General features: G+C 67.0%; 18 protein-coding genes. 6 read left to right on the top strand and 12 right to left on the bottom strand.

Annotated features, from left to right (window positions below):
- Positions 1-7 precede the first annotated feature (7 nt).
- The 3 genes from GGR25_RS15855 to GGR25_RS15865 form a co-directional block, all read right to left on the bottom strand.
- Complete coding sequence (locus GGR25_RS15855) at positions 8-5,506, bottom strand: alpha-2-macroglobulin family protein (protein WP_183399808.1); 5,499 nt, start codon at positions 5,504-5,506, stop codon at positions 8-10.
- A gap of 171 nt (positions 5,507-5,677) precedes the next feature.
- Positions 5,678-7,054, bottom strand: a complete 1,377-nt coding sequence (locus GGR25_RS15860) for an FAD-containing oxidoreductase (protein ID WP_183399809.1) — start codon at positions 7,052-7,054, stop codon at positions 5,678-5,680.
- Positions 7,051-7,509: a DUF4126 domain-containing protein gene (locus GGR25_RS15865; RefSeq protein ID WP_183399810.1), complete on the bottom strand. Its 459-nt coding sequence runs from the start codon at positions 7,507-7,509 to the stop codon at positions 7,051-7,053. The genes GGR25_RS15860 and GGR25_RS15865 overlap by 4 nt, the downstream gene beginning before the upstream one ends.
- Before the next feature lie 184 nt (positions 7,510-7,693).
- Between GGR25_RS15865 and GGR25_RS15870 the strand changes: the two genes are divergently transcribed.
- From GGR25_RS15870 to GGR25_RS15885, 4 genes are read left to right on the top strand one after another with little or no spacing between them, the layout of a single operon-like run.
- The gene (locus tag GGR25_RS15870) at positions 7,694-8,428 is read left to right on the top strand and encodes a CerR family C-terminal domain-containing protein (RefSeq protein WP_183399811.1); all 735 of its coding nucleotides are present in this window, start codon (positions 7,694-7,696) and stop codon (positions 8,426-8,428) included.
- Complete coding sequence (locus GGR25_RS15875) at positions 8,425-9,399, top strand: HlyD family secretion protein (RefSeq protein WP_183399812.1); 975 nt, start codon at positions 8,425-8,427, stop codon at positions 9,397-9,399. The genes GGR25_RS15870 and GGR25_RS15875 overlap by 4 nt, the downstream gene beginning before the upstream one ends.
- Positions 9,400-9,403: 4 nt before the next feature.
- Positions 9,404-10,366 carry an ATP-binding cassette domain-containing protein gene (locus tag GGR25_RS15880; RefSeq protein ID WP_183399813.1) on the top strand — a complete coding sequence of 321 codons (963 nt, stop codon included), beginning with the start codon at positions 9,404-9,406 and terminating at the stop codon, positions 10,364-10,366.
- Between the two features lie 41 nt (positions 10,367-10,407).
- The gene (locus GGR25_RS15885; protein WP_183400324.1) at positions 10,408-11,505 is read left to right on the top strand and encodes an ABC transporter permease; all 1,098 of its coding nucleotides are present in this window, start codon (positions 10,408-10,410) and stop codon (positions 11,503-11,505) included.
- A gap of 41 nt (positions 11,506-11,546) precedes the next feature.
- On the opposite strand, the gene GGR25_RS15890 is transcribed toward GGR25_RS15885, so the two are convergent.
- Positions 11,547-12,089, bottom strand: a complete 543-nt coding sequence (locus GGR25_RS15890; protein ID WP_210299984.1) for a MarR family winged helix-turn-helix transcriptional regulator — start codon at positions 12,087-12,089, stop codon at positions 11,547-11,549.
- A 63-nt stretch (positions 12,090-12,152) separates the two neighbouring features.
- Here GGR25_RS15890 and GGR25_RS15895 point away from each other — a divergent pair, with 63 nt between their 5' ends.
- Positions 12,153-13,037, top strand: a complete 885-nt coding sequence (locus GGR25_RS15895) for an alpha/beta hydrolase (RefSeq protein ID WP_183399815.1) — start codon at positions 12,153-12,155, stop codon at positions 13,035-13,037.
- 89 nt (positions 13,038-13,126) lie between these two features.
- On the opposite strand, the gene GGR25_RS15900 is transcribed toward GGR25_RS15895, so the two are convergent.
- The 3 genes from GGR25_RS15900 to GGR25_RS15910 all read right to left on the bottom strand — a co-directional run bounded on the left by GGR25_RS15900 (position 13,127) and on the right by GGR25_RS15910 (position 15,187).
- Complete coding sequence (locus tag GGR25_RS15900; protein WP_183399816.1) at positions 13,127-13,420, bottom strand: hypothetical protein; 294 nt, start codon at positions 13,418-13,420, stop codon at positions 13,127-13,129.
- A gap of 206 nt (positions 13,421-13,626) precedes the next feature.
- Positions 13,627-14,592 carry an AraC family transcriptional regulator gene (locus GGR25_RS15905; RefSeq protein WP_183399817.1) on the bottom strand — a complete coding sequence of 322 codons (966 nt, stop codon included), beginning with the start codon at positions 14,590-14,592 and terminating at the stop codon, positions 13,627-13,629.
- 103 nt (positions 14,593-14,695) lie between these two features.
- Complete coding sequence (locus tag GGR25_RS15910; RefSeq protein ID WP_183399818.1) at positions 14,696-15,187, bottom strand: DUF1269 domain-containing protein; 492 nt, start codon at positions 15,185-15,187, stop codon at positions 14,696-14,698.
- Between the two features lie 206 nt (positions 15,188-15,393).
- Between GGR25_RS15910 and GGR25_RS15915 the strand changes: the two genes are divergently transcribed.
- Positions 15,394-16,044 (top strand): hypothetical protein, encoded by a 651-nt coding sequence (locus GGR25_RS15915; RefSeq protein ID WP_183399819.1) that lies wholly within the window; start codon positions 15,394-15,396, stop codon positions 16,042-16,044.
- 93 nt (positions 16,045-16,137) lie between these two features.
- Here GGR25_RS15915 and GGR25_RS15920 read toward each other — a convergent pair whose 3' ends face one another.
- The 5 genes from GGR25_RS15920 to GGR25_RS15940 all read right to left on the bottom strand — a co-directional run bounded on the left by GGR25_RS15920 (position 16,138) and on the right by GGR25_RS15940 (position 22,148).
- A complete protein-coding gene (locus tag GGR25_RS15920) occupies positions 16,138-17,229 on the bottom strand; it encodes an ABC transporter ATP-binding protein (RefSeq protein ID WP_183399820.1) in 1,092 nt (363 codons plus the stop codon).
- 22 nt (positions 17,230-17,251) lie between these two features.
- Positions 17,252-18,895, bottom strand: a complete 1,644-nt coding sequence (gene bglA, locus GGR25_RS15925; protein ID WP_183400325.1) for a beta-galactosidase BglA — start codon at positions 18,893-18,895, stop codon at positions 17,252-17,254.
- Between the two features lie 29 nt (positions 18,896-18,924).
- Complete coding sequence (locus GGR25_RS15930) at positions 18,925-19,755, bottom strand: carbohydrate ABC transporter permease (protein WP_183399821.1); 831 nt, start codon at positions 19,753-19,755, stop codon at positions 18,925-18,927.
- The gene (locus tag GGR25_RS15935; protein WP_183399822.1) at positions 19,755-20,723 is read right to left on the bottom strand and encodes a carbohydrate ABC transporter permease; all 969 of its coding nucleotides are present in this window, start codon (positions 20,721-20,723) and stop codon (positions 19,755-19,757) included. Before GGR25_RS15935 ends, GGR25_RS15930 begins: the two co-directional genes overlap by 1 nt.
- 159 nt (positions 20,724-20,882) lie before the next feature.
- Positions 20,883-22,148 (bottom strand): ABC transporter substrate-binding protein, encoded by a 1,266-nt coding sequence (locus GGR25_RS15940; protein ID WP_183399823.1) that lies wholly within the window; start codon positions 22,146-22,148, stop codon positions 20,883-20,885.
- Positions 22,149-22,201 lie beyond the last annotated feature (53 nt).

Genomic DNA, 22,201 nt, shown 5'->3' on the forward strand with positions numbered 1-22,201 from the left:
CGGCGCCTCACTTCGTCGTCGTCGGCCCGACGATCTCGACCGAGCCCGTATCGGTATGGGCCTGGCGGTCGGGGTCGTACATGTCCTCGACGATCGCCGCAGGGTGCACGAACTTGCCGGGCGACACGGCCCGCACGCCATAGGCGACCGAGAACTCGACCGGATCGCTTGACGAGCGCGTCAGCGCGGCGACGAAGCGGTCCGTCCGCGCCTCGGTATGCGCCACGCTGCGCTCGACCGAGAGCCAGCCATAGCTCGACGTGTCGCCGGAGGACGAGATGTTCGGGTTCTCGATCTCGAAGCCGGCCGGCAGCGGGTCGACCACGAGGAGACGCCCGAAACGCGCCTCGCTCGCCGTCACCTTGAGCACGACCACGAGGCGGTCGTTCTGCGCGACCGTCGCGGGATCGGCCTCGGTGCCGTCCGTCGTGAAGTAGCGCCGCTCGATGGTGAAGCCGTCGCCGCCGGCGGGCTCGGGATCGAGCGGAATGCCGGTCAGCGTCAGCGCCGCGTCGAGCGGGATGTCGGAGATGTTCTCGACGACCAGCGGGCGCTCGTCGACATCGCTGCCGAGGAGCTTGCGATAGAGCGGCACCGCAGCCTTGTTGCCGTCGACATCGACCGTCGCCTTTTCGAGATCCTTCATCAGCGAGGCCGCCGCCATCAGCATCCAGCCCTGCTCCTGGGTGGAGATGAAACGGCGGAGGTCGCGGGTCGAGACGATCTCGTCGACCAGCGCCTTGCGGTCGATGGCGGAATCATTGCTCTCCGCCACCAGCGTGAGCACGGCGGCCTGATCGCGCAGGAACGAGCCGTAATCCTCGCGATGCGACGCCGTCGGCCCATAGCCGGCGCGGACATTCTCGACGGCCACCTTGAAGACATTGGCCGCGCGCGCCTTGTCGCCATAGAGGGCGAGGGCCGCGCCGATCTGCGCCTGCGCCAGCGGGGTGGCGAAATTGGCGAGCTTGGTCTCCGCGTAATAGCGCAGGTCGCCGATCGCCGCCTTGCCGTTCGCCGCCAGCACATAGAGCGCATAGGCGATCGCCTCGCCGCCCTTGTCGAAGTCCTGGGCGTAGCCGACCCGGTTCGAGAGGTTGTCGATGGCATTGCCGAAGGCAACCTCGGGAACCTGATAGCCGGCGGCCTTGGCCCGCGTCAGGAAGTCCGTGACATAGGCGTCGAGCCACAGATCGTCATAGCCCGGCCCCCAGAGGCCGAAGGACCCGGCGCTCGACTGGTTGTCGAGCACGCGGCCGATGGCGCCCTGGATGCGTTCGCGGATCTCGCTGTCCTGCGCGAGGCCGATCGTCGCCGCCACCTGGTTGAGATAGAGCAGCGGCATCGCCTTGGACGTCGTCTGCTCGGTGCAGCCATAGGGATAGCGGTCGAGCGAGGCGAGGATCGCCGCGACGTCGAGCCGTGCCGAACCGCCGACGCCGAGCGTCGCGCTCGTCGTCTGCGGCTTGAACTCGGCGAAGGCGCCCTTGTCGACGGTGAGCTTCGCCCCCGGCGCGAGCGTGATCAGCGAGCGGCGCGAGACCGGCTGGCCGGCAGGGCGGATGCCCAGCATGTAGCTGCGCCCGAAGCTTTCGCCATTCGGTCCGGCGAGGCTGACATTGATCTGGTGATCGCCGATATCGCGGGCCGTGATCGGCAGCGCCAGCGTGGCGCGGCCCTCCTTCTCGAGGCGCACGCCGCGGTCGGCATCGCCGGGATCCATGACGAGGCCCGGCGCGTCGATCGCGAGGCGATAATCGCCGGCCTCGCCCTCGACATTGTTGATCTCGACGAGGATGCGGCTCGTATCGTCCGGTGTCATGAAGCGCGGCAGGCTCGCCATCACCACGACCGGATCGCGGATGATCACGTCCTTCTCGGCATGGCCGACGCCATCCTTGGTCCAGGCCATGGCCATGATCCGGACGGAACCGTTGAAGTCGGGCACGTCGAAGGTGATCACGGTCTTGCCGTCGGCGCCGACCTTCACCACGCCCGAATAATAGGCGATCAGCTTCTCGGTCGGCGGCGGTGCCTTGAGGCCCGCCGGTCCGCCGTCGCCGCCCGAGCGCAGCTTGCCCGGAACGCCCTGCATGCGGTCAATCAGCTGGCCATAGAGGTCGCGGATCTCCATGCCGAGGCGGCGCTGGCTGAAATACCATTCGTCGGGCGCCGGCGTCTTGAAGCCGGTGAGATTGAGAATGCCGACATCAACGGCCGCCACGGTGACATAGGCGTCGGTTCCGGCCGGGACATTGGCGAGCGTGACCGGGATCGTCAGCGGCCCGCGCGGTCGGATCTGGTCCTCCGTGCCGAGCTCGACGGCGATCTTGCGATCACCCGGATCGACGGGGACCCAGGCGAGGCCGAGCGCGCGCGAGGGCATGCGCTTCGCCTCGATGTCCATCGGGCGGAACAGCGTCGCCGTCACATAGGCGCCCGGACCCCAGCTTGCCGTCACGGGAAGATCGACCACGGTCCCGCCAGCGGGCACCGCGACGGTCTTCATGTCGATCACGCGGTCGTCGATCACCATGATCTGCGCGATGCCGGCAAAGCGTGGATCGAGGCGGAACTTGGCGGTCTCGCCGACCTTATAGCCGGGCTTGTCGAGCGACACGGAGAGCACGTCAGGCGTATCGGACTTCGCCGAGGTGTCGACATACCAGCCCGCGTCGAATTCGACCGACGAGGAGGTCTCGCTGTCGCCAGCCAGCGCGACCGTCAGGCGATAATGGCCCCAGTCGACCTTGGCCGAGACCGGCGTGCCCTTGTCGGCGGCGATGTCCACCGTGCCATTGGCGACGCGCGTCGCCGTGGTGATCGGCTCATATTTCCAGGCGCCGTCGCGGCGGTACCATTGATAGTTGGTCTCGAGCCGCTCGATGGTCCAGCTGACGCCCTCTGCCGCCATGCGCGCGCCGTCCTCGCCGACCGCGATCAAGTCGAAATCGGCGGCGGAGCCCTCGGCGACGGTCCCGTCCTCGAAGCCGGCCTTGATGCCGAGATGCGGGCCGGCCGGGATGACCGGCAGGTTCAGCCGCCGCTCGACGGCGCGGCCATTGGTGTCCGTGACGCGGACCACGATCTGGCCGTCGAACAGCTTGGTCGTCGCCGGCAGTTCCGGCACGGTCGCATTCAGCGTGGCGTGGCCGTCGTCATCCGTGATCGTGCTGTCGCCGAGCGAATCGCGCACAGTCTCGACCGGATCGTCGGTGAGGCCGAAGACGTAGCCGGGGAAGTCCTTCATCGCGTTGGTCGGCGTGGCGATGAAGTCGCCATTCACGCCGAGGCCGATCGCCTTGGCGCCGTAGAGATATTTCGCCGTCAGCTCGATCGGAAAGCTCTCGCCGGAGGTCAGGCGGGCTGCCGTCGTTGACAGGTCGAAGGCGATGCGCTCGGGTTCGAAATCATCGACGAGCGTCGAGACCTCGGTCAGCGCCGCGCCATCGGGATCGGCGTAGAGCGCGAAGCGCCAGGCGCCGCGCTGCGCCTCGTCGGGCACGCGCATGTCATAGCTGTAGCCGCCGGCGCCCTGGTCCTCGAGCTTGACGCTCAGGAACTGCACGCCGTCCGGCCGGTCGACGACCAGCGTCAGCGGCAGGCCGGTGACGGCCTTCGCCTGCGAGTCGCGCAGCAGCGCGGTCAGGTGCACCGTCTCGCCGGGGCGGTAGATGCCCCGTTCCGTGGTCAGGAAGGTGTCGAGCTTGCCCGGTGCCGGGCGCCCGTCTACGCCGCGGTCCGTCAGGTCGAAGGCGGTCTTCTTCAGGTCGAGGAAGGCATAGTCGCCGGCCGCCGTCTCGGCGACGAGGAGTTGCGGCGACATGCCGCCTTCGCCGCGGGCGAGGCCGGGCTCGAAGCGGACATAGCCGTCGGCATTGGTCTTCGCCTCGCCGAGCACCTCGTCATTGGTGGCGACGAGCTTGACCTTGACGCCGGCGAGCGCCTCGGCCGAGCCGAGCGAGCGGATCACCGCATGGATGCCGTCATTGCCGGTGAGGGCGGAGATGCCGAGGTCGGAGACGATGAACCACTGCGTCGCGAGGTCGCCGTAATACTCGGTGTCGTTGGTCTTCGCCCGCGCCGTGATGACATAGACGCCCGGCTCGACCTTGCTCAGCGCCTCGCCGATCGGGATCGCGGTCGTCACGATCTCGTTCGGCTTGCCGCTGACCTCGATCTCGCCCTTCCAGATCGACTGGCCGGACTGGCTGGCGATCTGGCCGGCGGAATAGCTGTCGAGCTGGCGCAGGAACGTGCCGTCGCGCACGGCTACGGCGATCGAGCGGTCGCCGATCCGGTAGACCTCGGCCTGGATGAGCGGGGCGTTGACGCTCTCGATCGGGATCGACGCGCCCTGGCCTGCGGGCAGCACATAGGCGTTGCCCGCGAAGCCGGCCCAGGGGGCGCGGTCGCGGACATAGCTCGTGATCTCGGCGCTCTGGGCGAGCGTCTCGCCCGCGGCCGACGGCAGGCCGGCGCGGACGCGGACCGTGTAGCGCTGGCCGTGCTTGAGCCCGTCGACGCAGATCTGGTTGTCCTGCGGTTCGATCGCGAAGCCGCTGCCACCCTCGACGACGACGAAATCGGTCAGCGTGGGATCGGAAACCGGAAGTGCCTCGGAGAAGACGAGGCACATGCGCGGCGTCTCGGAATCGGCGTCGACCGTGTTCGAGACGACGCGGAAGCCGTGCTGGGCCAAAGCCTTGTCGAGCGCGGCCCGCAGCTCCGGATCGTCGCGATAGGTCAGCGCCAGACGCCAGGTCTTGATCGCTTCCTTCCACATGTCGCGGCGGCCGAGCGCCTCGGCGAGAAGGCCGAGCGTCACCGCCTGGTCGCGGGCGCCCTCGATGCGGAGATAGGCGTTGATCGCCGCCGAGGATGCCTCGGACGGCAGGTCGCGCTTCTCGCTGTCGTCGGCCGGCTTCACCTTGAGCAGCAGGGCGGCGAAGTCGCGCCAGTCGGCGGGATCCTCCGGCGCGATGCCGAGAAGGGCGCCGAGTGCGTGCGAGGCCGTTACCACCTTGCCGTCCTTGCGGGCCCGGTCGACCTCCGCACGGATCGCCGCATAGCCCATGCCATCGGTCGGATATTCGCCCGCCAGGCTCCCAACCTGGCGCCGCGCCTCGTCGAACGGCGTCGGGCCGAGGAAGGAGAGCTCGTCGGTGCGCTTGTCGGCGAGGGTCTTGTCGAAGCCCTTCAGGGTAATGACGCGGCCGGCCATGGCGCCGGGCGCCACCGACAACGCGCCGAAATCGCTCTTCAGGAAGCACCAGCGCGCTTTCACATTGTAGGTGAAGGCGTGGCAGGACTTGTCGGCGAGGCAGGCGCTGGCGCAGGCCTTCTGCTCGACATCCTTCACGGTCTGGTAGTCGAAGCCGGCATAATCGGCGTCGCGGCTTGTGATCACGCTCCGCTGGCCGTCGGCCGCGGCCGCTCCGGAAAGACCCGCGAACGCGGCAAGAAAGCCGAAGGCGAGCCCGGCGAGCACAGTCTTGCGAAACATGATCCTCTCCCGTGACGAGACGCCACTTGATGGCGCGCAGTCTACGTCCACCGCAGAGCGGGGTAAAGGCGGGCAGAGAACTGTAAATTATTTGTAAGTAATTGTTTTAGTTCGATAAATTTCCCGGTCGCACACAGCCTGTGACATGCATCACAGATTGCAGCGGCCGGATTATTCGAGCGGCTTGAGCTCGCCGACCACGGTCGGCAGCAGCTCCGACACGTTCGGATGGATCGGCACCGAGCGCTGCAGGACGCTGGCCGGCGCCTTGGCATAGATCAGGTCGAGGATGCCGTGCACGACCTCGTCGCCGCCGACGCCGAGGATCGATGCACCGAGGAATTGCTGCGTCTTCGCGTCGACCAGGATCTTGATGAAGCCCTGCGTGTCGCCCTTCTCGATCGCGCGGGAGACGCGGGTCATCGGCCGCATGCCGATGAGCGCCTTGCGGCCGGAGGCGCGCACCGCCTTCTCGCTCATGCCGACGCGGCCGAGCGGCGGATCGATATAGAGCGCGTAGCATTCGGTCCGGTCGGAGACGCGGCGCGGATCGTCGTCGAGCAGATTGGCGGCGACGATCTCGAAGTCGTTGTAGGCGGTGTGGGTGAAGGCGCCGCGGCCATTGCAGTCGCCGAGCGCCCAGATGCCCGGGACATTGGTGCGGAGCTGGTCGTCGACGATGATGTAGCCGCGCGGGTCGACCGCGACGCCGGCAGCCTCGAGGCCGAGATCATCCGTATTCGGACGGCGGCCGACGGCCAGCAGCACATGCGATCCGATCACCTCGCGCTCGCCGGAGGTGCAGTCGACGCCGACGGCGATGCCGTCCGGATGCGGCGCGAAATGGATGCACTCGGCATCGAGCCTGAGCTTGATCCCCTCATTGAGCAGGATGCCCTCGACGGCCTTCGAGACGTCCTCGTCCTCGCGCCCGATCAGCCGCGAGCCTTTCTCCACGATGGTCACCTCGCAGCCGAAGCGGCGGAACATCTGGCCGAATTCGAGCCCGATATAGCTGCCGCCGACCACGACGAGATGGCGTGGCAGGACGTCCAGCCCGAGAATGCCGGTGTTGGTCAGGACCTCGACTTTGTCGAGGCCGGGCATTGGCGGGAAGGCCGCGCGCCCGCCGACATTGAGGAAGATCTGCGGCGCTTCCAGAAGCTGCTCGCCGACGCTGATCGTCGTCGGCGACGTGAAGCGGGCGTGGCCGCGGAAGACCGTGCAGCCGTCCATGCCGCCCAGCCACCCCTCGATGCCGCGGCGCGAATTGGAGACGACGCCGTCCTTGCGTGCCTTCACCCGGGCGAGGTCGACGGCGACATTGCCGGCTGAAAAGCCGAAATCCTCGCCGCGCCGGGCGAGATGGGCGGCCTGCGCGCTCGCCACCATGGTCTTGGTCGGCGTGCAGCCCGTGTTGACGCAGGTTCCGCCGAAGAGATGGCGCTCGACGACCGCCACCTTCCGGCCGGCGGCGGTCAGTCGTCCGGCGAGCGCGGGGCCGGCCTGGCCGGCGCCGACGATGATCGCATCGAAGCGCTGCGTCATACGGCGAGGGCCACGATGGCGAACCCGCCGATGATGGCGACCGCATCCTCGATCAGGGCCGCCGGCCGATCCTCGCCGAACGAGGTGGCGAGCCGGCCGCGCACCTCGGCGCCGCCGAGCGTGCCGATCACCGCGCCGATCGCGCCCGCGATCAGCCCGACAATGAGCGAGCCGGTCGCGGAGGCCAGCACAGCGCCGCAGAAGGCGCCGGAAATGATCCGGGCGCCGAATTGCGGCGGCACCTTGCGGCTCGGCGTCGACGGCAACTGGTCGGTGACGAGTTCGACGATCGCCAGCACCGTGAACACGGCGACCGCGATCCAGTGTCCCATGAAGCCGGCCCATCCGCCGACCGCGAACCAGCCGAGATAGGCGCCCCAGCTGACGGCTGCAGGGGCCATCATCGCCCTCAGGCCCGCGACGACGCCGATCAGCAAGGCGAGAACGTAGATCATGGCTTTCCCCCCAGGGTTTCACCCGCAGCGAGTGTTGCCCCGAATGTTCGCTCGTGCAAGGGCGCGGGCGCCAAAATGTCGCATGTCGCGTCATTCAGCGACAAATCGGTAATTCAATCGATCGATTGACTATCGGGATAAATCGTTTCATCAACTTCCTGGGGCAGGAGCATGGAGTGATCGGATGACCATCGGGTTGAGGGACGATTCGGCCGACGTGCCGCTGCGCGGCTCGCGCCATTATCGCCGGGCGCAGCAGGACCGCGGCACCGAGACGCGGCAGCGTCTGCTGCTGGCGGCGCTGGATGCGTTCGGCCGCTACGGCTTCGACGGCGCTTCGACACGGGAGATCGCCCGGCGCGCCGATGCCAATCTGGCCGCCATCGTCTATCATTTCGGCAGCAAGGAGGCCCTTCATCTTGCTGTCGCGGAATATGTGGTCGCGCAGATGCGCGCCAAGAAGGGAGACCTGCTCATCGAGATCGATGCGCGGCTCGACGCTGGCGACGTGGACAAGGCGACGGTCCGCCGCCTGCTGCAGCGCGTCGTCGATATCCAGGTCGAGACGATGCTGGGCGATCGGGAGGTGGATCTCTGGGGGCGCTTCCTGATGCGCGAGCAGATGGAACCCTCGCCGGTCTTCGACGTGACCTTCAGCTATATGATGCAGGGCCACCGGACGATGCGTCGCCTCGTTGCGCTGCTGCTCGATCAGAGGGAGGATGATCCGGCCGTCGCCGTACGCGTCTTCACGCTGCTCGGTCAGGTGGTCATGTTCTGCGTCGCGCAGCCGATGGTGATGCGTTCGCTCGGGAAGCAGGAATTCGGCATGTCGGACCGGGAGCTGATCAGACGGATCGCCACCGAAAACATCGACAGGATCGGTGGCGTCCCGCTCGTCGGAGACGCCGCGGGATGATCCACCGGCGCTTCGTCTCCTTCCTGCGAGGCGCGGCGCTGCCTTTTCTTCTTGTCATGGCCGGCTGCAGCGGCAGCGCGGCGCCCCCCTCGGCGCAGGGCTATGTCGAGGGCGCGTTCGTCCGCATCGCGCCCGAGGCATCGGGGCGGCTGGTCCGCCTCGATGTCGCCAAGGGACAGGACGTCGCCGCCGGCGCGCCGCTTTTTGCTGTCGACGATCGCGACCAGCGTGCGGCGCTGGCTGAGGCCGAAGCCGAGAAGGCGGCGGCCGAGGCCCAGCTCGCCGATCTGAAGACCGGCAAGCGGCCGGAGGAGATCCGCGTGCTCGACGCGCAGCTCGCCGAGGCGGAGGCGGCGCTCGACGCGGCCCGCAAGACCTATGACCGCAGCCAGGCGCTCACCGACAAGGCCGTCGCTTCGGCCGCCGTTCTCGACCAGGCCAAGGCCGATCTCGATGCCGCGGAAGCGCGGGTCGATGCGGCGCACCAGAACCGCGCGGTCGCCGAGCTCGCGGCGCGGCCCGAGACGATCCGCGCTGCCGAGCAGACCGTCGCCGCCCGTGCCGCGGCGCTGGAGAACGCCAGGACGCTGCTCGAGCGGCGCCAGCGCACCGCGCCGGCCGCGGGCCGTATCGACGACACCTATTTCCGCGTCGGCGAGATCGTGCCGGCCGGCCAGCCGGTCGTCTCGCTGCTGCCGCCGGAAGGGCGCAAGATCGTCTTCTTCGTGCCGGAGCCGCAGCGCGCTGCACTCCATCCGGGCGACCGCGTTGCGCTCGCCTGCGACGGCTGCCCCTCCGGCCTCGCGGCGACGGTCGCCAGCGTCGCGTCGCAGGCCGAATTCGCGCCCCCGGTGATCTATTCCACCGAGAGCCGGGCGAAGCTCGTCTTCCGTGCCGAGGCGCGGCCAGAGGGCGCGGCGTTGGGCCTGGAACCCGGACAGCCCGTCACCGTGACGCTTCCCGCGGGGTGACGGCGTGAGCGAAGCGGCCAGCGAGCAGGTGATCTCGATCCGCGGCCTCACCAAGAGCTTCGGCCCCCGCAAGGTCGTCGACGATGTCGCGCTGGAGGTCAGCCGCGGCGAGATCGTCGGCTTCCTGGGCCCGAACGGGTCGGGCAAGACCACGACGATCCGCATGATCTGCGGCCTGCTGAAGCCCGATGGCGGCAGCGGCACCTGCCTCGGCTTCGACATCCTGACCGAGGCGACACGGATCAAGCGCGAGGTCGGCTACATGACGCAGCGCTTCTCGCTCTATGACGACCTGACCATCCGCGAGAATCTCGATTTCGTGGCGCGGATCTACGATCTGCCGCACCGGCGCGACACCGTCCGCGACACGCTGGAGCGGCTCGGCCTCACCCGCCGCAAGGACCAGCTTGCCGGCACGCTCTCCGGCGGCTGGAAGCAGCGCCTGGCGCTCGCCGCCTCGGTCATGCACCAGCCGCGCCTGCTGCTGCTCGACGAGCCGACCGCCGGCGTCGACCCGCAGGCCCGGCGCGAGTTCTGGGACGAGATCCACCGCCTCGCGGCCGGCGGACTGACCGTGCTGGTCTCGACGCATTACATGGACGAGGCCGAGCGCTGCCATCGCATCGTGTATATCGCCTATGGCCATGTCGTCGCGCGCGGCACGGTCGCCGAAGTGATCGCCGCCTCCCAGCTTGCGACGGTGGTCGTCTCGGGCGGCGACACGCTGGCGCTCGCCGCCGCGCTCAAGGGGCGGGCGGGCATCGAGCAGGTGGCGCCGTTCGGCAATGAGCTGCATGTCGTCGGGCCGGATGCGGCCCTGCTGCGCGCCTCGGTCGACGACGTCCTCGCTGAGACCGGCAGCACAGGGCGCGCGCGGGCCGGCGAAACCAGCCTCGAGGATGTGTTCATCCGCCTGATGCAGCAGGCGCGCGTCGCCGACAGCGCCGGAAACGGGGGCGCGGCTTGAGCGCGGGCGCCGCCTTCTCAGCCGCTCGGATCGGCGCGCTGATGATCAAGGAGTTCATCCAGCTCCGCCGCGACCGGTTGACCTTCGCGATGATCCTCGTCGTCCCGGTCCTGCAGCTCGTGCTGTTCGGCTATGCGATCAACACCGACCCGAAGGAACTGCCCGCCGTCATCGTCTCGGCCGACAATGGCCCGGCTATCCGCGCCGTGGTGACCGCGCTCGCGAGCTCGCGCTATTTCGCGATCCGTCCCGGCTTTGTGAGCGAGGCGGAGGCCGATACGCTCGTTCGCAGCGGGGCCGCGGCCTATGTCATCGCCTTCCCGCCGGATTTCGAGCGCGACCTCGCCCGTGGCCTCCGACCGCAATTGCTGATCGAGGCTGACGCGACCGATCCGGCCGCCTCGGCCAATGCGATCGCGGCGCTGCCGGAGATCGTCAGCCGGGCGCTCGCCGATTTTCTGGCCGGCCCGCTCGCCGGCAAGGCGCCGTCGGCGCTGCCGGTGGATCTCGTCATCCATCGCCGCTTCAATCCGGAGGGCATCACGGCCTTCAACATCGTGCCGGGCCTGCTCGGCACGATCCTGACCATGACGACGATCCTGATGACGGCGCTGGCGCTGACGCGCGAGCGCGAGCGCGGCACGCTCGAAAATCTCATGGCGACGCCGGCGACGCCGCTCGAGATCATGATCGGCAAGATCGTGCCCTATATCGGCATCGGCTGCGTGCAGGTCGCCGTGATCCTCGTCTGCGCCAATGTGCTGTTCCACGTGCCGATGATGGGCTCGATGCTGCTGCTGATCGGCGTCACGATCCTGTTCATCGGCGCCAATGTGACGCTCGGCTACACCTTCTCGACGATCGCGCGGACGCAGATGCAGGCGATGCAGATGACCTTCTTCTGGTTCCTGCCGTCGATCCTGCTGTCGGGCTTCATGTTCCCGTTCCGCGGCATGCCGGACTGGGCGCAGGTGATCGGCGTGATCCTGCCGCTCACCCACTATATCCGCTCGGTTCGCGGCATCATGCTGAAGGGCAACGGCATCCCGGAACTTTCCGGCGAGATCTGGCCGCTCGCCGCCTTCTGGCTGGCCGTCGCGACGATCGCGCTCGCGCGGTATCGGCGCACGCTGGATTAACGCCTCCGACCGGCGCTGCGGTCGAAACGGACATGCCGGATTCAGCGGGATGACGTGTCGAGATCCTGCGCGCTCCAGCCCGGCGCATCCAGTCGCACAGGGGCCGTGCCAACGAGGGCTGCGAGGCTCGCTTCCAGCCTTGTGAGCTCCGCCTCGCCGATCTGGCGCGCCCATCGTTCGCGCAGATCGTTGAAGATCGCTTCGCCCTCCCGCATCGCCTCGAAGCCGCGGTCGGTCACGCGAAGGGGCCGCCGCCGGGCGTCGGCGGGATCGTCGACCCGCGTCACATATCCGCGCTCCTCCAGCGACGCGACGGTCTTGGCTACGGCCTGTTTCGAGACGGAGAGACGACGCGCCAGTTCGGATGCGCTGTCGGCGCCCGCCGCGATGGCCCGCATGGCGAAATCATGCGCGGGGCGGACATCCTCGAATCCCCGCCGGCTCAGCTCCGCGGTTGCGGCGTCGGCAAGGTGGCGGAAGCCGCCGAGGAGGAGGAGCGCCAGATCGGCGCCGGTTCTGGCCATGCGACAGGAATAGGGCCGCTCCTCTGGAATGACAACCAGGTTGGCGAAAGCGCTGGACATAGACAACCTGATTGTCTAAATCGGATCCATAAAGTCAACCTTGTTGTCTAAATGGAGATCGCGATGAACATCGCTCCGATCGGCGCGACGCTGCCCGGCGTCACGCATCACAGGCTGTCGCTGGATGGCGCCGAACTGCATTATGTGGCGGCAGGGACCGAGGGATCGCCGATCCTGCTGGTCCACGGCTTTCCCGAGACATGGTGGACCTTCCACCGGCTCATCCCGCGGCTCGCCGCAAGCCACCGTGTTTTCACTGTGGATTTGCGCGGCTTCGGCGACTCAAGCGCCGGTCCGGGCACTTATGACAGCGCCGTTTCGGCCGAGGATCTGCACCGTCTCATCGGCCATCTCGGCTGCGGGCCGGTCCATCTCGCCGGCCAGGATATCAGCGGCGCAACAGTCTTTCGCCTTGCCACGGCGTATCCGGAGGATGTCGCCAGCCTGACTTCCATCGAGATGGGCCTGCCCGGCTTCGGGCTGGAAGCGCTGGCCGATATCACCCATGGCGGCACCTGGCATATCGGAGCGCTGACGACCCCCGGCATTCCCGAAATGCTCCTTGAGGGACGCGAGCGCGCCTTCATCGGCTGGCTGTTCAAATCGATGAGCGCCAATCCGCAGGCGATCGAGGATGCCGATCTCGACGAGTTCGCGCGGACCTATGCGCGACCCGAGGGCTGGCGTGGCGCGATCGGTCTTTACCGGTCCATGCTGCGCGAAGGGGACGAGATCAGAACCATAGCCGGCAAGCGTGCCCTGACGGCACCCGTGCTCGCCATCGGCGCCAGCGGCGGCGCGTTTACGGCCGACACACTCGCCGCGGTCGCGGCCAACGGGATTCGTTCTGTTCAACTCCATGGCGTCGGGCACTACGCCGCCCTGGAGGCGCCGGCGGAGCTGGCCGGCGCGCTGCTCGATTTCGTGGACGATCTCGACGAGGCCTAGCGCGGCCACATCGGCGGAGCAACTGAGGCCGCGCAGCCGGGGCGGCGACAGCGTTGTTGCCGTCGCCGCATGCTGGAGTCCGGCGTCCCTCAGCAGGTCGTCGAGCCGCAGACGGCCTTGCAGATTGCCGGGTTCATGCAGGTATAGGGCTGGCGCGCGGCCGAAGAATTGGGGGAGGCGGCGATCTGGCCGGCCGGCTTGAAGGATTGCAGCGCCTTCATGTCGGGATCGCGGGCCGAGATCTTGCCGCATGTCTCGCTGCCGCAGACGGCGCGGCAGATCGCGGGGTTCATGCAGGTATAGGCGGCGCTGGCCTGCGACGTGGTGAGCGTCGCGAAGGCCAGGAAGCCGAGGGCGAGAAGCTTCGAAAGGGTGGGGCGCATGGCCGAATCCTCCTCGTGTGGGGTGACGCGGCGGATATTGGTGCCTGACGGGCGGCGCCGTATGGCGCCAGCGGAACGGTGCACTGGCGCCAGAGGAACGCATCGCGGGAGCCTCCCACGTCTCAACGCAGTCGCAGCCGACTCTATCTCCTTGGTCGGTCCGATCGTCTTGGCACGTGTTGGTATCGGCTGAGTTGGAAGGCGTCCTAGCGATCTCTGAACTGTTCGCGCACGTCCGACGGCCGCATGCCATAGCGCGCCTTGAACTGCCGGTAGAAGGTCGAGGGCTCGACCAGACCTTCCTCGAAGGCGAGGGTCGCGATCGGCAGGGCGGCAAAGCGTGGATCGGTGAGGCGGTGATAGATGCGGGCGAGGCGCCGCTCGCGGACATAGTCCGAGAAGCTGAGCCCGTCGGCCGCGAACAGCGCGCGGACATAGCGTGGGCTGAGGCCGAAACGGCGGGCGACGGTCTCGGCGGAGAGGCGCGAACTCGGCAGGTGCTCCTCGACGAACTGCCGGATCGCCCGAAGCCGCGCGGCGCGCACGCCGCGACGCTCGACGACCCGGCTGCCCTCAGCCGTGGTGCCGAGCGCGGCGGCGAGCAGATCGGCGATGTGGCGCGCGGCGAGCGTCGCGAGCTTCGGCGCGACGGGCTCGCGCGTCACGGCCTGAACATAGTTGAACAGCAGCCGCGCCTCGGCGCTGTCCGCGCGGATGGCGTCCGGCTCGACATCGTCCAGATGGGGAACGAGGGGCGTCAGCAGCGCGCGCGAAACCTGGAAGCAGACGGTCCAGTCGCCATTCCGTGCTTCGGCACGCCAGCGCCTGTCTAATTGCATGACGCAGGCCGAACCCGGCGCGGTTTCCAGATCGGCTTGGCCGGGACGGGCGAAGCGCCAGCCGCCGGCGATCCAGGACACGGCGATGTCGTCGCCGGCATCGTCCATCAGCGCGCTGTGCCGTTCCCAGGCCATGGGCGCAACGGATCCGCTTGTCGCCGTCATGCCCGCGAGAACGGTCGTCCGCGCATTGAAGCGCAGTCCGCCCGGGTCGAGCGGTTGCAGGTCGAGCCGCATGCAGATGCGGCCGTAGAAGTCGCGCACCATCGCCTCGCGATGCGGCTCTGCGAGATCGTCCGTCACGATCGCGATGATGTCGCCCGGATCGGCCATGCCCGTTCACCGAACTGCCGGAGAAGCTCCGGCAACGAGGCTAGCACGGGCAGGGGCCGATCCGAAAACCGGCGGACTTGCCGCCGTTCAGTCGTGCGGCCGATCAGGCGGCCGGGCCGGAGATGGCGGCGCGAAGGGCCGCTTCCTTCTCATTGTCGAGCGAGGTCTTGAGTACCACGCCGCCAGTGCCCTTCATATGCTCCAGCACCTTGTCGCCGGTCATCTCGCGGATGAGGACGAAGAGCGCCGCATTGCCGGGCTGGATGCTCTCGGCGAGGTCCTTCATGAACTTGTCGTTGATGCCGAAATCGGCGAGCAGGCCGCCGAGCGCGCCCGAGGCCGCGCCGATGACGACGCCGACCACCGGCATCAGGAAGATCATGCCGACCAGCAGGCCCCAGAACGAGCCCGAGGCGGCGCCCGCCGCCGTCGTGTTGACCATCTGGTGCAGCTTGATCTTGCCGTCGTCGGTCTTCGTCGCGATCACCGCGTCGTCGAGGGTGATCAGATATTCCTTCTGCAGTTCGAGCAGTTCGCTGCGGACGGCCTCTGCCTTTTCGAGGGTGGGATAGACGATGACGACGAGATCGGACATGAGATGCCTCCTGCTGACCGATGGGATACGCACTGTCTCGCATAGCATGCCGACGGCGCCGTGACAGCGGCAAGACAGGAGCCGCCGCGCTTCACGGCCGCATTTGCCGCAAATGGTTCAACACACTGTAAAGCCACCGCCGCCTCAGCGCTTGCCGCGGGGCGTGCGGTGTGGGATCGCTGGACGGGTTCATCGGGGAGAATGACATGAAATACAGACATTTGATGGCTGCCGCTTTGCCGGCTTTGCTGCTCGCCTTCGCGGCGGCGCCTGCCGGCGCGGCGCCGACGGCCGATCAGCAGAAGGCCATACGGTCCGCTTGCCCCGGCGATTTCCGCGCCAATTGCACCGGCGTCTCGCCGGGCGGGGCCGAGGCGCTGCAATGCCTGGAGAAGAACCTCTCCACGCTCTCGCCGGCCTGCCAGGCCGCGGTGAAGGCCGTTTCGGCGCCCGCCGCCGCGCCTGCCGCAGCGGCCCCGGCGCCGGCTCCTGCACCGGCTGCCGCGAGCGAGCCGGCCGCGCCACCGCCTCCGGCCGCGAGCACGCCGCCGCCGGCAACCAAGAATGCCGCCGCGCCCGCGCCCGCTGCGCCGCCGCCGGCCAAGAAAGCGCCGCCGCCTGCTGCCGCTGCTCAGACCCCGCCGCCGCCGCCACCCGCCGCTGCGCTCACGCCGGTTCCGCCGCCGATGACGCCGAAGCAGGAGGCCCGCTTCGTGCGCCAGTCGTGCCGCCAGGATTATCGGAAGTTCTGCCGGATGGAGCCGCTGAGCGGCGGCCGGGCGGTCGCGTGCCTGCGCGCCAATGCGGCGGCGCTCGACCCGGTGTGCAAATACGCGCTGATGACGCTGCAGAAGTAGAACGGCGCGGGATCGCGGGGCCGGCGCTGCCGGCTGCGTGATCCCGTTCGCTGCGATATCGAAAACCTCCGGCGGGCGCGGCCCGCCGGATGGTCAGGTCCGCGGATAGGCGATGCCGTTCTCGTCGAAGACCTGGAGATGGCGGCGCTCTGAGGTCAGAGCCACGGTGTCGCCCTTGGCGATCACGGTGTCGTTCGGGATCTTGGCGACGATCGGCTCGGGCGCGCCGACATCGACATAGATCAGAGTGACTTCGCCGAGCTGCTCGACGATGTCGACCTTGCCGCGGAAGATCGCCTCGCCATTCGTGCTGATGTCGAGATCTTCCGGACGCACGCCGAAGGTCGCCTTGGCGCCGGCCGCGCTGACGGGGATCGTCGCCTGGACGACGATCGGGTCGCAGCCATCCGGCTTCACGACCGGGTTCGCGCCACCCGAGACGACCGTGCACGGCATGGTGTTCATCGAGGGCGAGCCGAGGAAGCGCGCGACGAAGAGGTTCGCCGGGTTGTGGTAAAGCTCCATCGGCGGGCCGACCTGCTCGACGCGGCCCGCATTCAGCACCACGATGCGGTCGGCGAGCGTCATCGCCTCGACCTGGTCATGCGTGACGTAGATCATCGTCACGCCCGGCATGCTCTCGTGCAGCTTGTTGATCTCGATGCGCGTGGCGACGCGCAGCGCCGCATCGAGGTTGGAGAGCGGCTCGTCGAACAGGAAGACCTTCGGGTCGCGCACGATGGCGCGGCCGATGGCGACGCGCTGGCGCTGGCCGCCGGAGAGCTGCTTCGGCAGGCGGTCGAGATAGGGCGTGATCTGCAGGATGTTCGCGGCCTCGCGGACGCGCTTGTCGATCTCCGACTTGTCGTGCCCTTTCGCCAGCTTCATGCCGAAGGCCATGTTGTCGTAGACCGTCATATGCGGATAGAGCGCATAGGACTGGAACACCATGGCGATGCCGCGCTTCGAGGGCGCGAGCTGGTTCACGACCTGGCCGTCGATCTGCAGCGTGCCGGCCGTGATGTCCTCGAGGCCGGCGATCAGGCGCAGCAGGGTCGATTTTCCGCAGCCCGACGGTCCGACGAAGACGATGAACTCGCCCGCCCTGATGTCGAGGTCGATGCCGTGCAGCACTTTGACGTTGCCGTAGGACTTCTTGATCCCGCGCAGCAGCAGATCCGCCATGTTCGTCCCTCTCTCCTGCCGTTCAGGCTATTCTTCCGTAGAAAACGTCGCGTCCGCCGAGGCTGACGATCCCCGTCGCCGCATCGAGCGACGCCGTGAAGCCGTGCCCGTCGAGCGGGGTGACCACCGCGCCGGCCGGCAGCGGCACGCTGACCGGGCCGGAGCCGAGATTGAAGAGGCAGATGATGCTTTCGTCGCCCTCGGCCCGCACGAAGCCGAGCACGTCGTCCGGCGTATCGACAAAGGCGATCGAGCCGCGGATCAGCGCCGGATGGGCGTGGCGGAAGGCGATGAGGCGCCGATATTGCGCGAGGACCGAGGCATGGTCGCTCTCCTCGCGATTGGCGGCGCGAGCGATGTGTTCCTGCGGCACCGGCAGCCAGGGCTTTGCGGTCGAGAAGCCACCATAGGTGCCGTTCGATTCCCACACCATCGGCGTGCGGCAACCGTCGCGGCCCTTATATTCCGGCCAGAAGCGGATGCCGTAGGGGTCCTGCAGGTCCTCGAAGGTCAGCACCGCCTCGGTGAGCCCCAGTTCCTCGCCCTGATAGAGGCAGACCGAGCCGCGCAGCGAGAGCAAGATCGCGCTGGCGAGCTTCGCCACGGCGTCATAGTCGCCGTCGGTCGTCCAGCGCGAGACATGGCGCACGATGTCGTGGTTCGAGAACGCCCAGCACGGCCAGCCATCGCCGACGATCGCCTCGAACGCCTTGATGCGGGCGACGAAGTGTTCCTTGGTGAAGATCGGCGACAGGAAGTCGAAGGTGTAGCACATGTGCAGCTTGTCGCCGCCCGACGTGTACGCCGCCATGGTCTTCAGCGAGCGCGGTCCGTCGCCGATCTCGCCGACCGTCGTCTGGCCGGGATAGCGGTTGAGCAGGCTCCGCAGCCGCTTCAGGAATTCGAGATTCTCCGGCTGGCTCTTGTCGTGGATATGATCCTGCCAGTTATACGGATTGACCGCCGGCGCCTCGGGCGAGTTGCGGTCTTCCGGGAGTGACGGCGGATTGTCCTCGAGCCCCTGCGAGTGGACGTAGAAGTTCACCGTGTCGAGGCGGAAACCGTCGACGCCGCGCTTCAGCCAGAACTCGACCGTGTCCAGCAGCGCATCCTGCGCGGCCATGCAGTGGAAATTGATGTCCGGCTGCGAGGTCAGGAAGTTGTGCTGATAATACTGGCAGCGGGTCGTGTCCCATTCCCAGGCCGAGCCGCCGAAGATCGACAGCCAGTTGTTGGGCACCGTGCCGTCCGGCTTCGCATCGGCCCAGACATACCAATTGGCCTTGTCATTGTCCTTAGACGACCGGCTCTCCTTGAACCAGGCGTGCTGGTCCGAGGTATGCGACAGCACCTGATCGATCATGACCTTGATGCCGCGGGCATGCGCCTCGGCGATCAGGCGGTCGAAATCCTCGATCGTGCCGAACAGCCCGTCGACGGCGCAGTAGTCGGAGACGTCGTAGCCGAAATCCTTCATCGGCGACTTGAAGAAGGGCGAGATCCAGATCGCGTCGACGCCGAGCTCGGCGACATAGTCGAGGCGCTGCGTGATGCCCTTGAGATCGCCGACGCCGTCGCCGTTCGTATCCTGGAACGAGCGCGGATAGATCTGGTAGATCACCGCGCCGCGCCACCAGTCGGCATCGACGGGCTGGGCTGCAGCCATCCCGACGCTGGAAACCTGCTCGTTCATTGTCAGCCTTTCACGCCGCCGGCCGTCAGGCCGGAAATGATCTTGCGTTGGAAGATGAGCACCAGCACGACCAGCGGCACGGTGACGATCACCGAGGCGGCCATGATGTTGCCCCAGGGAATCTCGAACTGGGAATTGCCGGAGAGCAGCGCGATCGCCACCGGAACCGTGCGCGTCTCGTTGGACGAGGTGAAGGTCAGGGCGAACAGGAATTCGTTCCACGCTGCGATGAAGGCGAGAAGGCCCGTCGTCACCAGCGCCGGCCACATCAGCGGCAGGAAGACCCGCGTGACGATCACCCAGGAACTGGCGCCGTCGACGATCGCCGCTTCCTCGATCTCGATCGGCAGGTCACGCATGAAAGTGGTCAGCACCCAGACCGTGAAGGGCAGGGTGAAGATCATGTAGGAGAAGATCAGCGCGAAGGGCGTGTTGAAGATGCCGAAGAAGCGCACCAGCTCGAACAGGCCCGACAGCACGGCGATCTGCGGGAACATCGAGACCGCGAGGATCGTGAACAGGAGCAGCGAACGGCCGCTGAAGCGCACGCGCGACAGGGCGAAGGAGGCGGTCACGGCGAGCAGCAGCGAGATCGCCACCACCACGGAGGCAATGAACAGCGAATTGCCGAGATTGCGCACGAACGAGCCGGTCGTCAGGACCGAATTGTAGTTCGTGAGCGAGAAGGTCTTCGGCCAGTAATCGATCTGGAACAGCGCCGTCCCGCTTTTGAACGACGTGATGATCGCATAGTAGAACGGGAAGATCGAGACCACGACGATGCCGACGACCAGCAGGTAGAAGGCCGTGCGCTTGATCACATGCCAGAGCATCAGCGGCCTCCCTCGAAATTGACCTTGCCGACGATGATGTAGACGACCGTGATCACGGTGAGGATCAGGAACAGCATCGTGGATGCCGCCGAGCCATAGGCGAACTTGTCGAAGTCGAACAGGTTTTCTCGCGCGAAGACCGACATGGTCTTGGTCTGCGAATTGTTCGCGGTCAACACATAGATCAGGTCGAAGATGCGCAGCGCGTCGAGCATGCGGAAGATCACGGCGACCATCAGCGCGGGCCGCACCAGCGGCAGCGTCACCTTCCAGAACACCTTGATCGGATGCACGCCGTCGATCTTGGCGGCCTCGTAGATGTCGCCGGGGATCATCTGCAGGCCGGCGAGGATCAGCAGCGCCATGAACGGCGTCGTCTTCCAGATGTCGACGACCAGCACCGCGAGCATCGCGGTGTCGGCGTTGGCGGTCCAGGCGATCTTGGTCGAGATGAGCCCAAGATGGAGCAGGATGTCGTTGATGATGCCGAACTGGTCGTTGAGCATCCAGGCCCACATCTTGGCCGAGACGATGGTCGGGATGGCCCAGGGGATCAGGATGGCGGCGCGGACGATGCCGCGGCCGCGGAATTCGGCGTTCAGCACCAGCGCGACCATCATGCCGATGATGGTTTCCATCACCACCGAGACGACGGAGAAGCGGACCGTGTTCCAGACCGACTGCCACCAGAGCGGATCGACGAGCAGGCCGTCATAGATGACGCGGCCGCTCTTCAGCGTCGTGACCGAGAGATAGTTCTCGAAGCCGATCCACTGCGCGCCTTCGATATTGGTCAGCGAGGCGTTGGTGAAGGAGAAATAGATGCTGCGAAGCAGCGGCCATCCGGCCACCATCGCGAGGACGACCAGCATCGGCGCCAGGAAAATCCAGGCGGCGCGTACGCGCTGGCGGATCAGTTCCGAACCCGCCTTGGCGACGGGCATGTCCAGGGATTCGGCGACGGCCATCCTGCGTATCCCCCCTCCGAGCCGTCTCGGCTTCGGTTCCATTATGGTTTGTGGGCTCTGGGCGCATCAGTCAGGACTGACGGTAGCGGAGCGGCGCCGTCCGTCAATCGATTCGCCTCCGGCCGTGACCGGCCGGAGGCGAAGTTCAGCGTAAGGCGACTACCAGGAGGCGCCCTTGAGCTTGGTCAGCTGGGCCTCGAGCAGTTCGAGATTGTCGGCGGCCGAGCCGTTGCCGCTGATCGTGTTGTGCACGGCGGTCCAGAAGTTGGACGAAACCTCGTTGTACTTCACCTTGGTCGGAGCCGACGGGCGCGGGACGGCATTCAGGAAAACTTCCTTCCAGCGCGGGATGATCGGAACGGTCTTGGCGATGTCGGCATCGTCATAGAGGTCGATGATGGTCGGCAGGTTGGACGCCTTCATCGCCTGCAGCTTCTGCATGTCCTTCGAAGCCAGGAATTTCACCATCTCGATGGCTTCTTTCTGGTTCTTCGAATACTTGGACACGGCGAGGTTCCAGCCGCCGAGCGTCGCGGCCGACTTGTCACCTTCGGCCGAGCCTGCCGGCAGCGGAACGACGTCGAACTTGTCCTTCACGGCCGAGTCCGCGCCATTGCCGAGGCCATAGGCATAGGGCCAGTTGCGCATGAACACGGCATTGCCGGTCTGCCAGACGCCGCGGGCTTCTTCTTCCTGATAGGCGAGGACGCCGGGCGGGGAGATATTGTTGACCCAGCCCTTGACCGCTTCGAGCGCAGCGGCGGCCTTGGGATTGTTGATCGAGATCGTGCCGTCGGCCTCGACGATCTGGCCGCCGCCGTTCGACTTGACCCATTCCAGCGCGTTGCAGGTCAGGCCTTCATAGGCGTTGCCCTGGAACACGAAGCCCCAGATGTCCTTGGAGCCGGCCTCGCGCTCCTTGTCCTGGATCTCCTTCGCCGTGGCGGCGAGCTCTTCCCAGGTCTTCGGCGGGGTCTTGCCGTACTTCTCGAGCAGGTCCTTGCGGTAGTAGAGCGCCGGCGCGTCGGTGAAGAGCGGCATGGCGACGAGCTTGCCGTTCACGGTCTGCGACTCGACGATCGACGGGAAGTGCTGCCCGATGACGTCCTTCGTCGCGTCGGTCAGGTCGACGAGCTGCTCGGCGAGCTGCGGCGCCCAGATCACGTCCGTCTGATAGACGTCGATGTCGGAATTGCCGGCGGCGAGCCAGAGCTTGTACTGGCCGAACTGGTCCGTGGTCGACGACGGCATCGGCACGATCGTGACCTTGTTGCCGGTCGCCTTCTCGAACAGATCGAGCTTCTCGCGAAGCACTGCCAGGCCGTTGCCCGTATCGCCAGACACGATCTGAAGATTGGCGGCATCGGCGCCGGCCAGCATGACGAAGCTCGCGGCAAAGCCGAGGAGCGCGGAACGCAATTTCATTGTGAACCCTCCCAGAGAGATTTTCAGACTGCGCGGAACGGATGAGTCCCTCG

It is taken from the genome of Kaistia hirudinis, assembly GCF_014196455.1.
In the GTDB taxonomy this organism is placed as follows: domain Bacteria; phylum Pseudomonadota; class Alphaproteobacteria; order Rhizobiales; family Kaistiaceae; genus Kaistia; species Kaistia hirudinis.

Bases quoted from the DNA above. Each gene is read 5' to 3' on its own strand.
- GGR25_RS15870 (WP_183399811.1), top strand. From the start codon at position 7,694: ATGACCATCGGGTTGAGGGACGATTCGGCCGACGTGCCGCTGCGCGGC.
- GGR25_RS15920 (WP_183399820.1), bottom strand. From the start codon at position 17,229: ATGGCGGATCTGCTGCTGCGCGGGATCAAGAAGTCCTACGGCAACGTC.
- GGR25_RS15900 (WP_183399816.1), bottom strand. From the start codon at position 13,420: ATGCGCCCCACCCTTTCGAAGCTTCTCGCCCTCGGCTTCCTGGCCTTC.
- bglA (WP_183400325.1), bottom strand. From the start codon at position 18,895: ATGGCTGCAGCCCAGCCCGTCGATGCCGACTGGTGGCGCGGCGCGGTG.
- GGR25_RS15890 (WP_210299984.1), bottom strand. From the start codon at position 12,089: ATGTCCAGCGCTTTCGCCAACCTGGTTGTCATTCCAGAGGAGCGGCCC.
- GGR25_RS15940 (WP_183399823.1), bottom strand. From the start codon at position 22,148: ATGAAATTGCGTTCCGCGCTCCTCGGCTTTGCCGCGAGCTTCGTCATG.
- GGR25_RS15855 (WP_183399808.1), bottom strand. From the start codon at position 5,506: ATGTTTCGCAAGACTGTGCTCGCCGGGCTCGCCTTCGGCTTTCTTGCC.
- GGR25_RS15865 (WP_183399810.1), bottom strand. From the start codon at position 7,509: ATGATCTACGTTCTCGCCTTGCTGATCGGCGTCGTCGCGGGCCTGAGG.
- GGR25_RS15860 (WP_183399809.1), bottom strand. From the start codon at position 7,054: ATGACGCAGCGCTTCGATGCGATCATCGTCGGCGCCGGCCAGGCCGGC.
- GGR25_RS15875 (WP_183399812.1), top strand. From the start codon at position 8,425: ATGATCCACCGGCGCTTCGTCTCCTTCCTGCGAGGCGCGGCGCTGCCT.
- GGR25_RS15935 (WP_183399822.1), bottom strand. From the start codon at position 20,723: ATGGCCGTCGCCGAATCCCTGGACATGCCCGTCGCCAAGGCGGGTTCG.
- GGR25_RS15905 (WP_183399817.1), bottom strand. From the start codon at position 14,592: ATGGCCGATCCGGGCGACATCATCGCGATCGTGACGGACGATCTCGCA.
- GGR25_RS15885 (WP_183400324.1), top strand. From the start codon at position 10,408: ATGATCAAGGAGTTCATCCAGCTCCGCCGCGACCGGTTGACCTTCGCG.
- GGR25_RS15895 (WP_183399815.1), top strand. From the start codon at position 12,153: ATGAACATCGCTCCGATCGGCGCGACGCTGCCCGGCGTCACGCATCAC.
- GGR25_RS15930 (WP_183399821.1), bottom strand. From the start codon at position 19,755: ATGCTCTGGCATGTGATCAAGCGCACGGCCTTCTACCTGCTGGTCGTC.
- GGR25_RS15910 (WP_183399818.1), bottom strand. From the start codon at position 15,187: ATGTCCGATCTCGTCGTCATCGTCTATCCCACCCTCGAAAAGGCAGAG.
- GGR25_RS15915 (WP_183399819.1), top strand. From the start codon at position 15,394: ATGAAATACAGACATTTGATGGCTGCCGCTTTGCCGGCTTTGCTGCTC.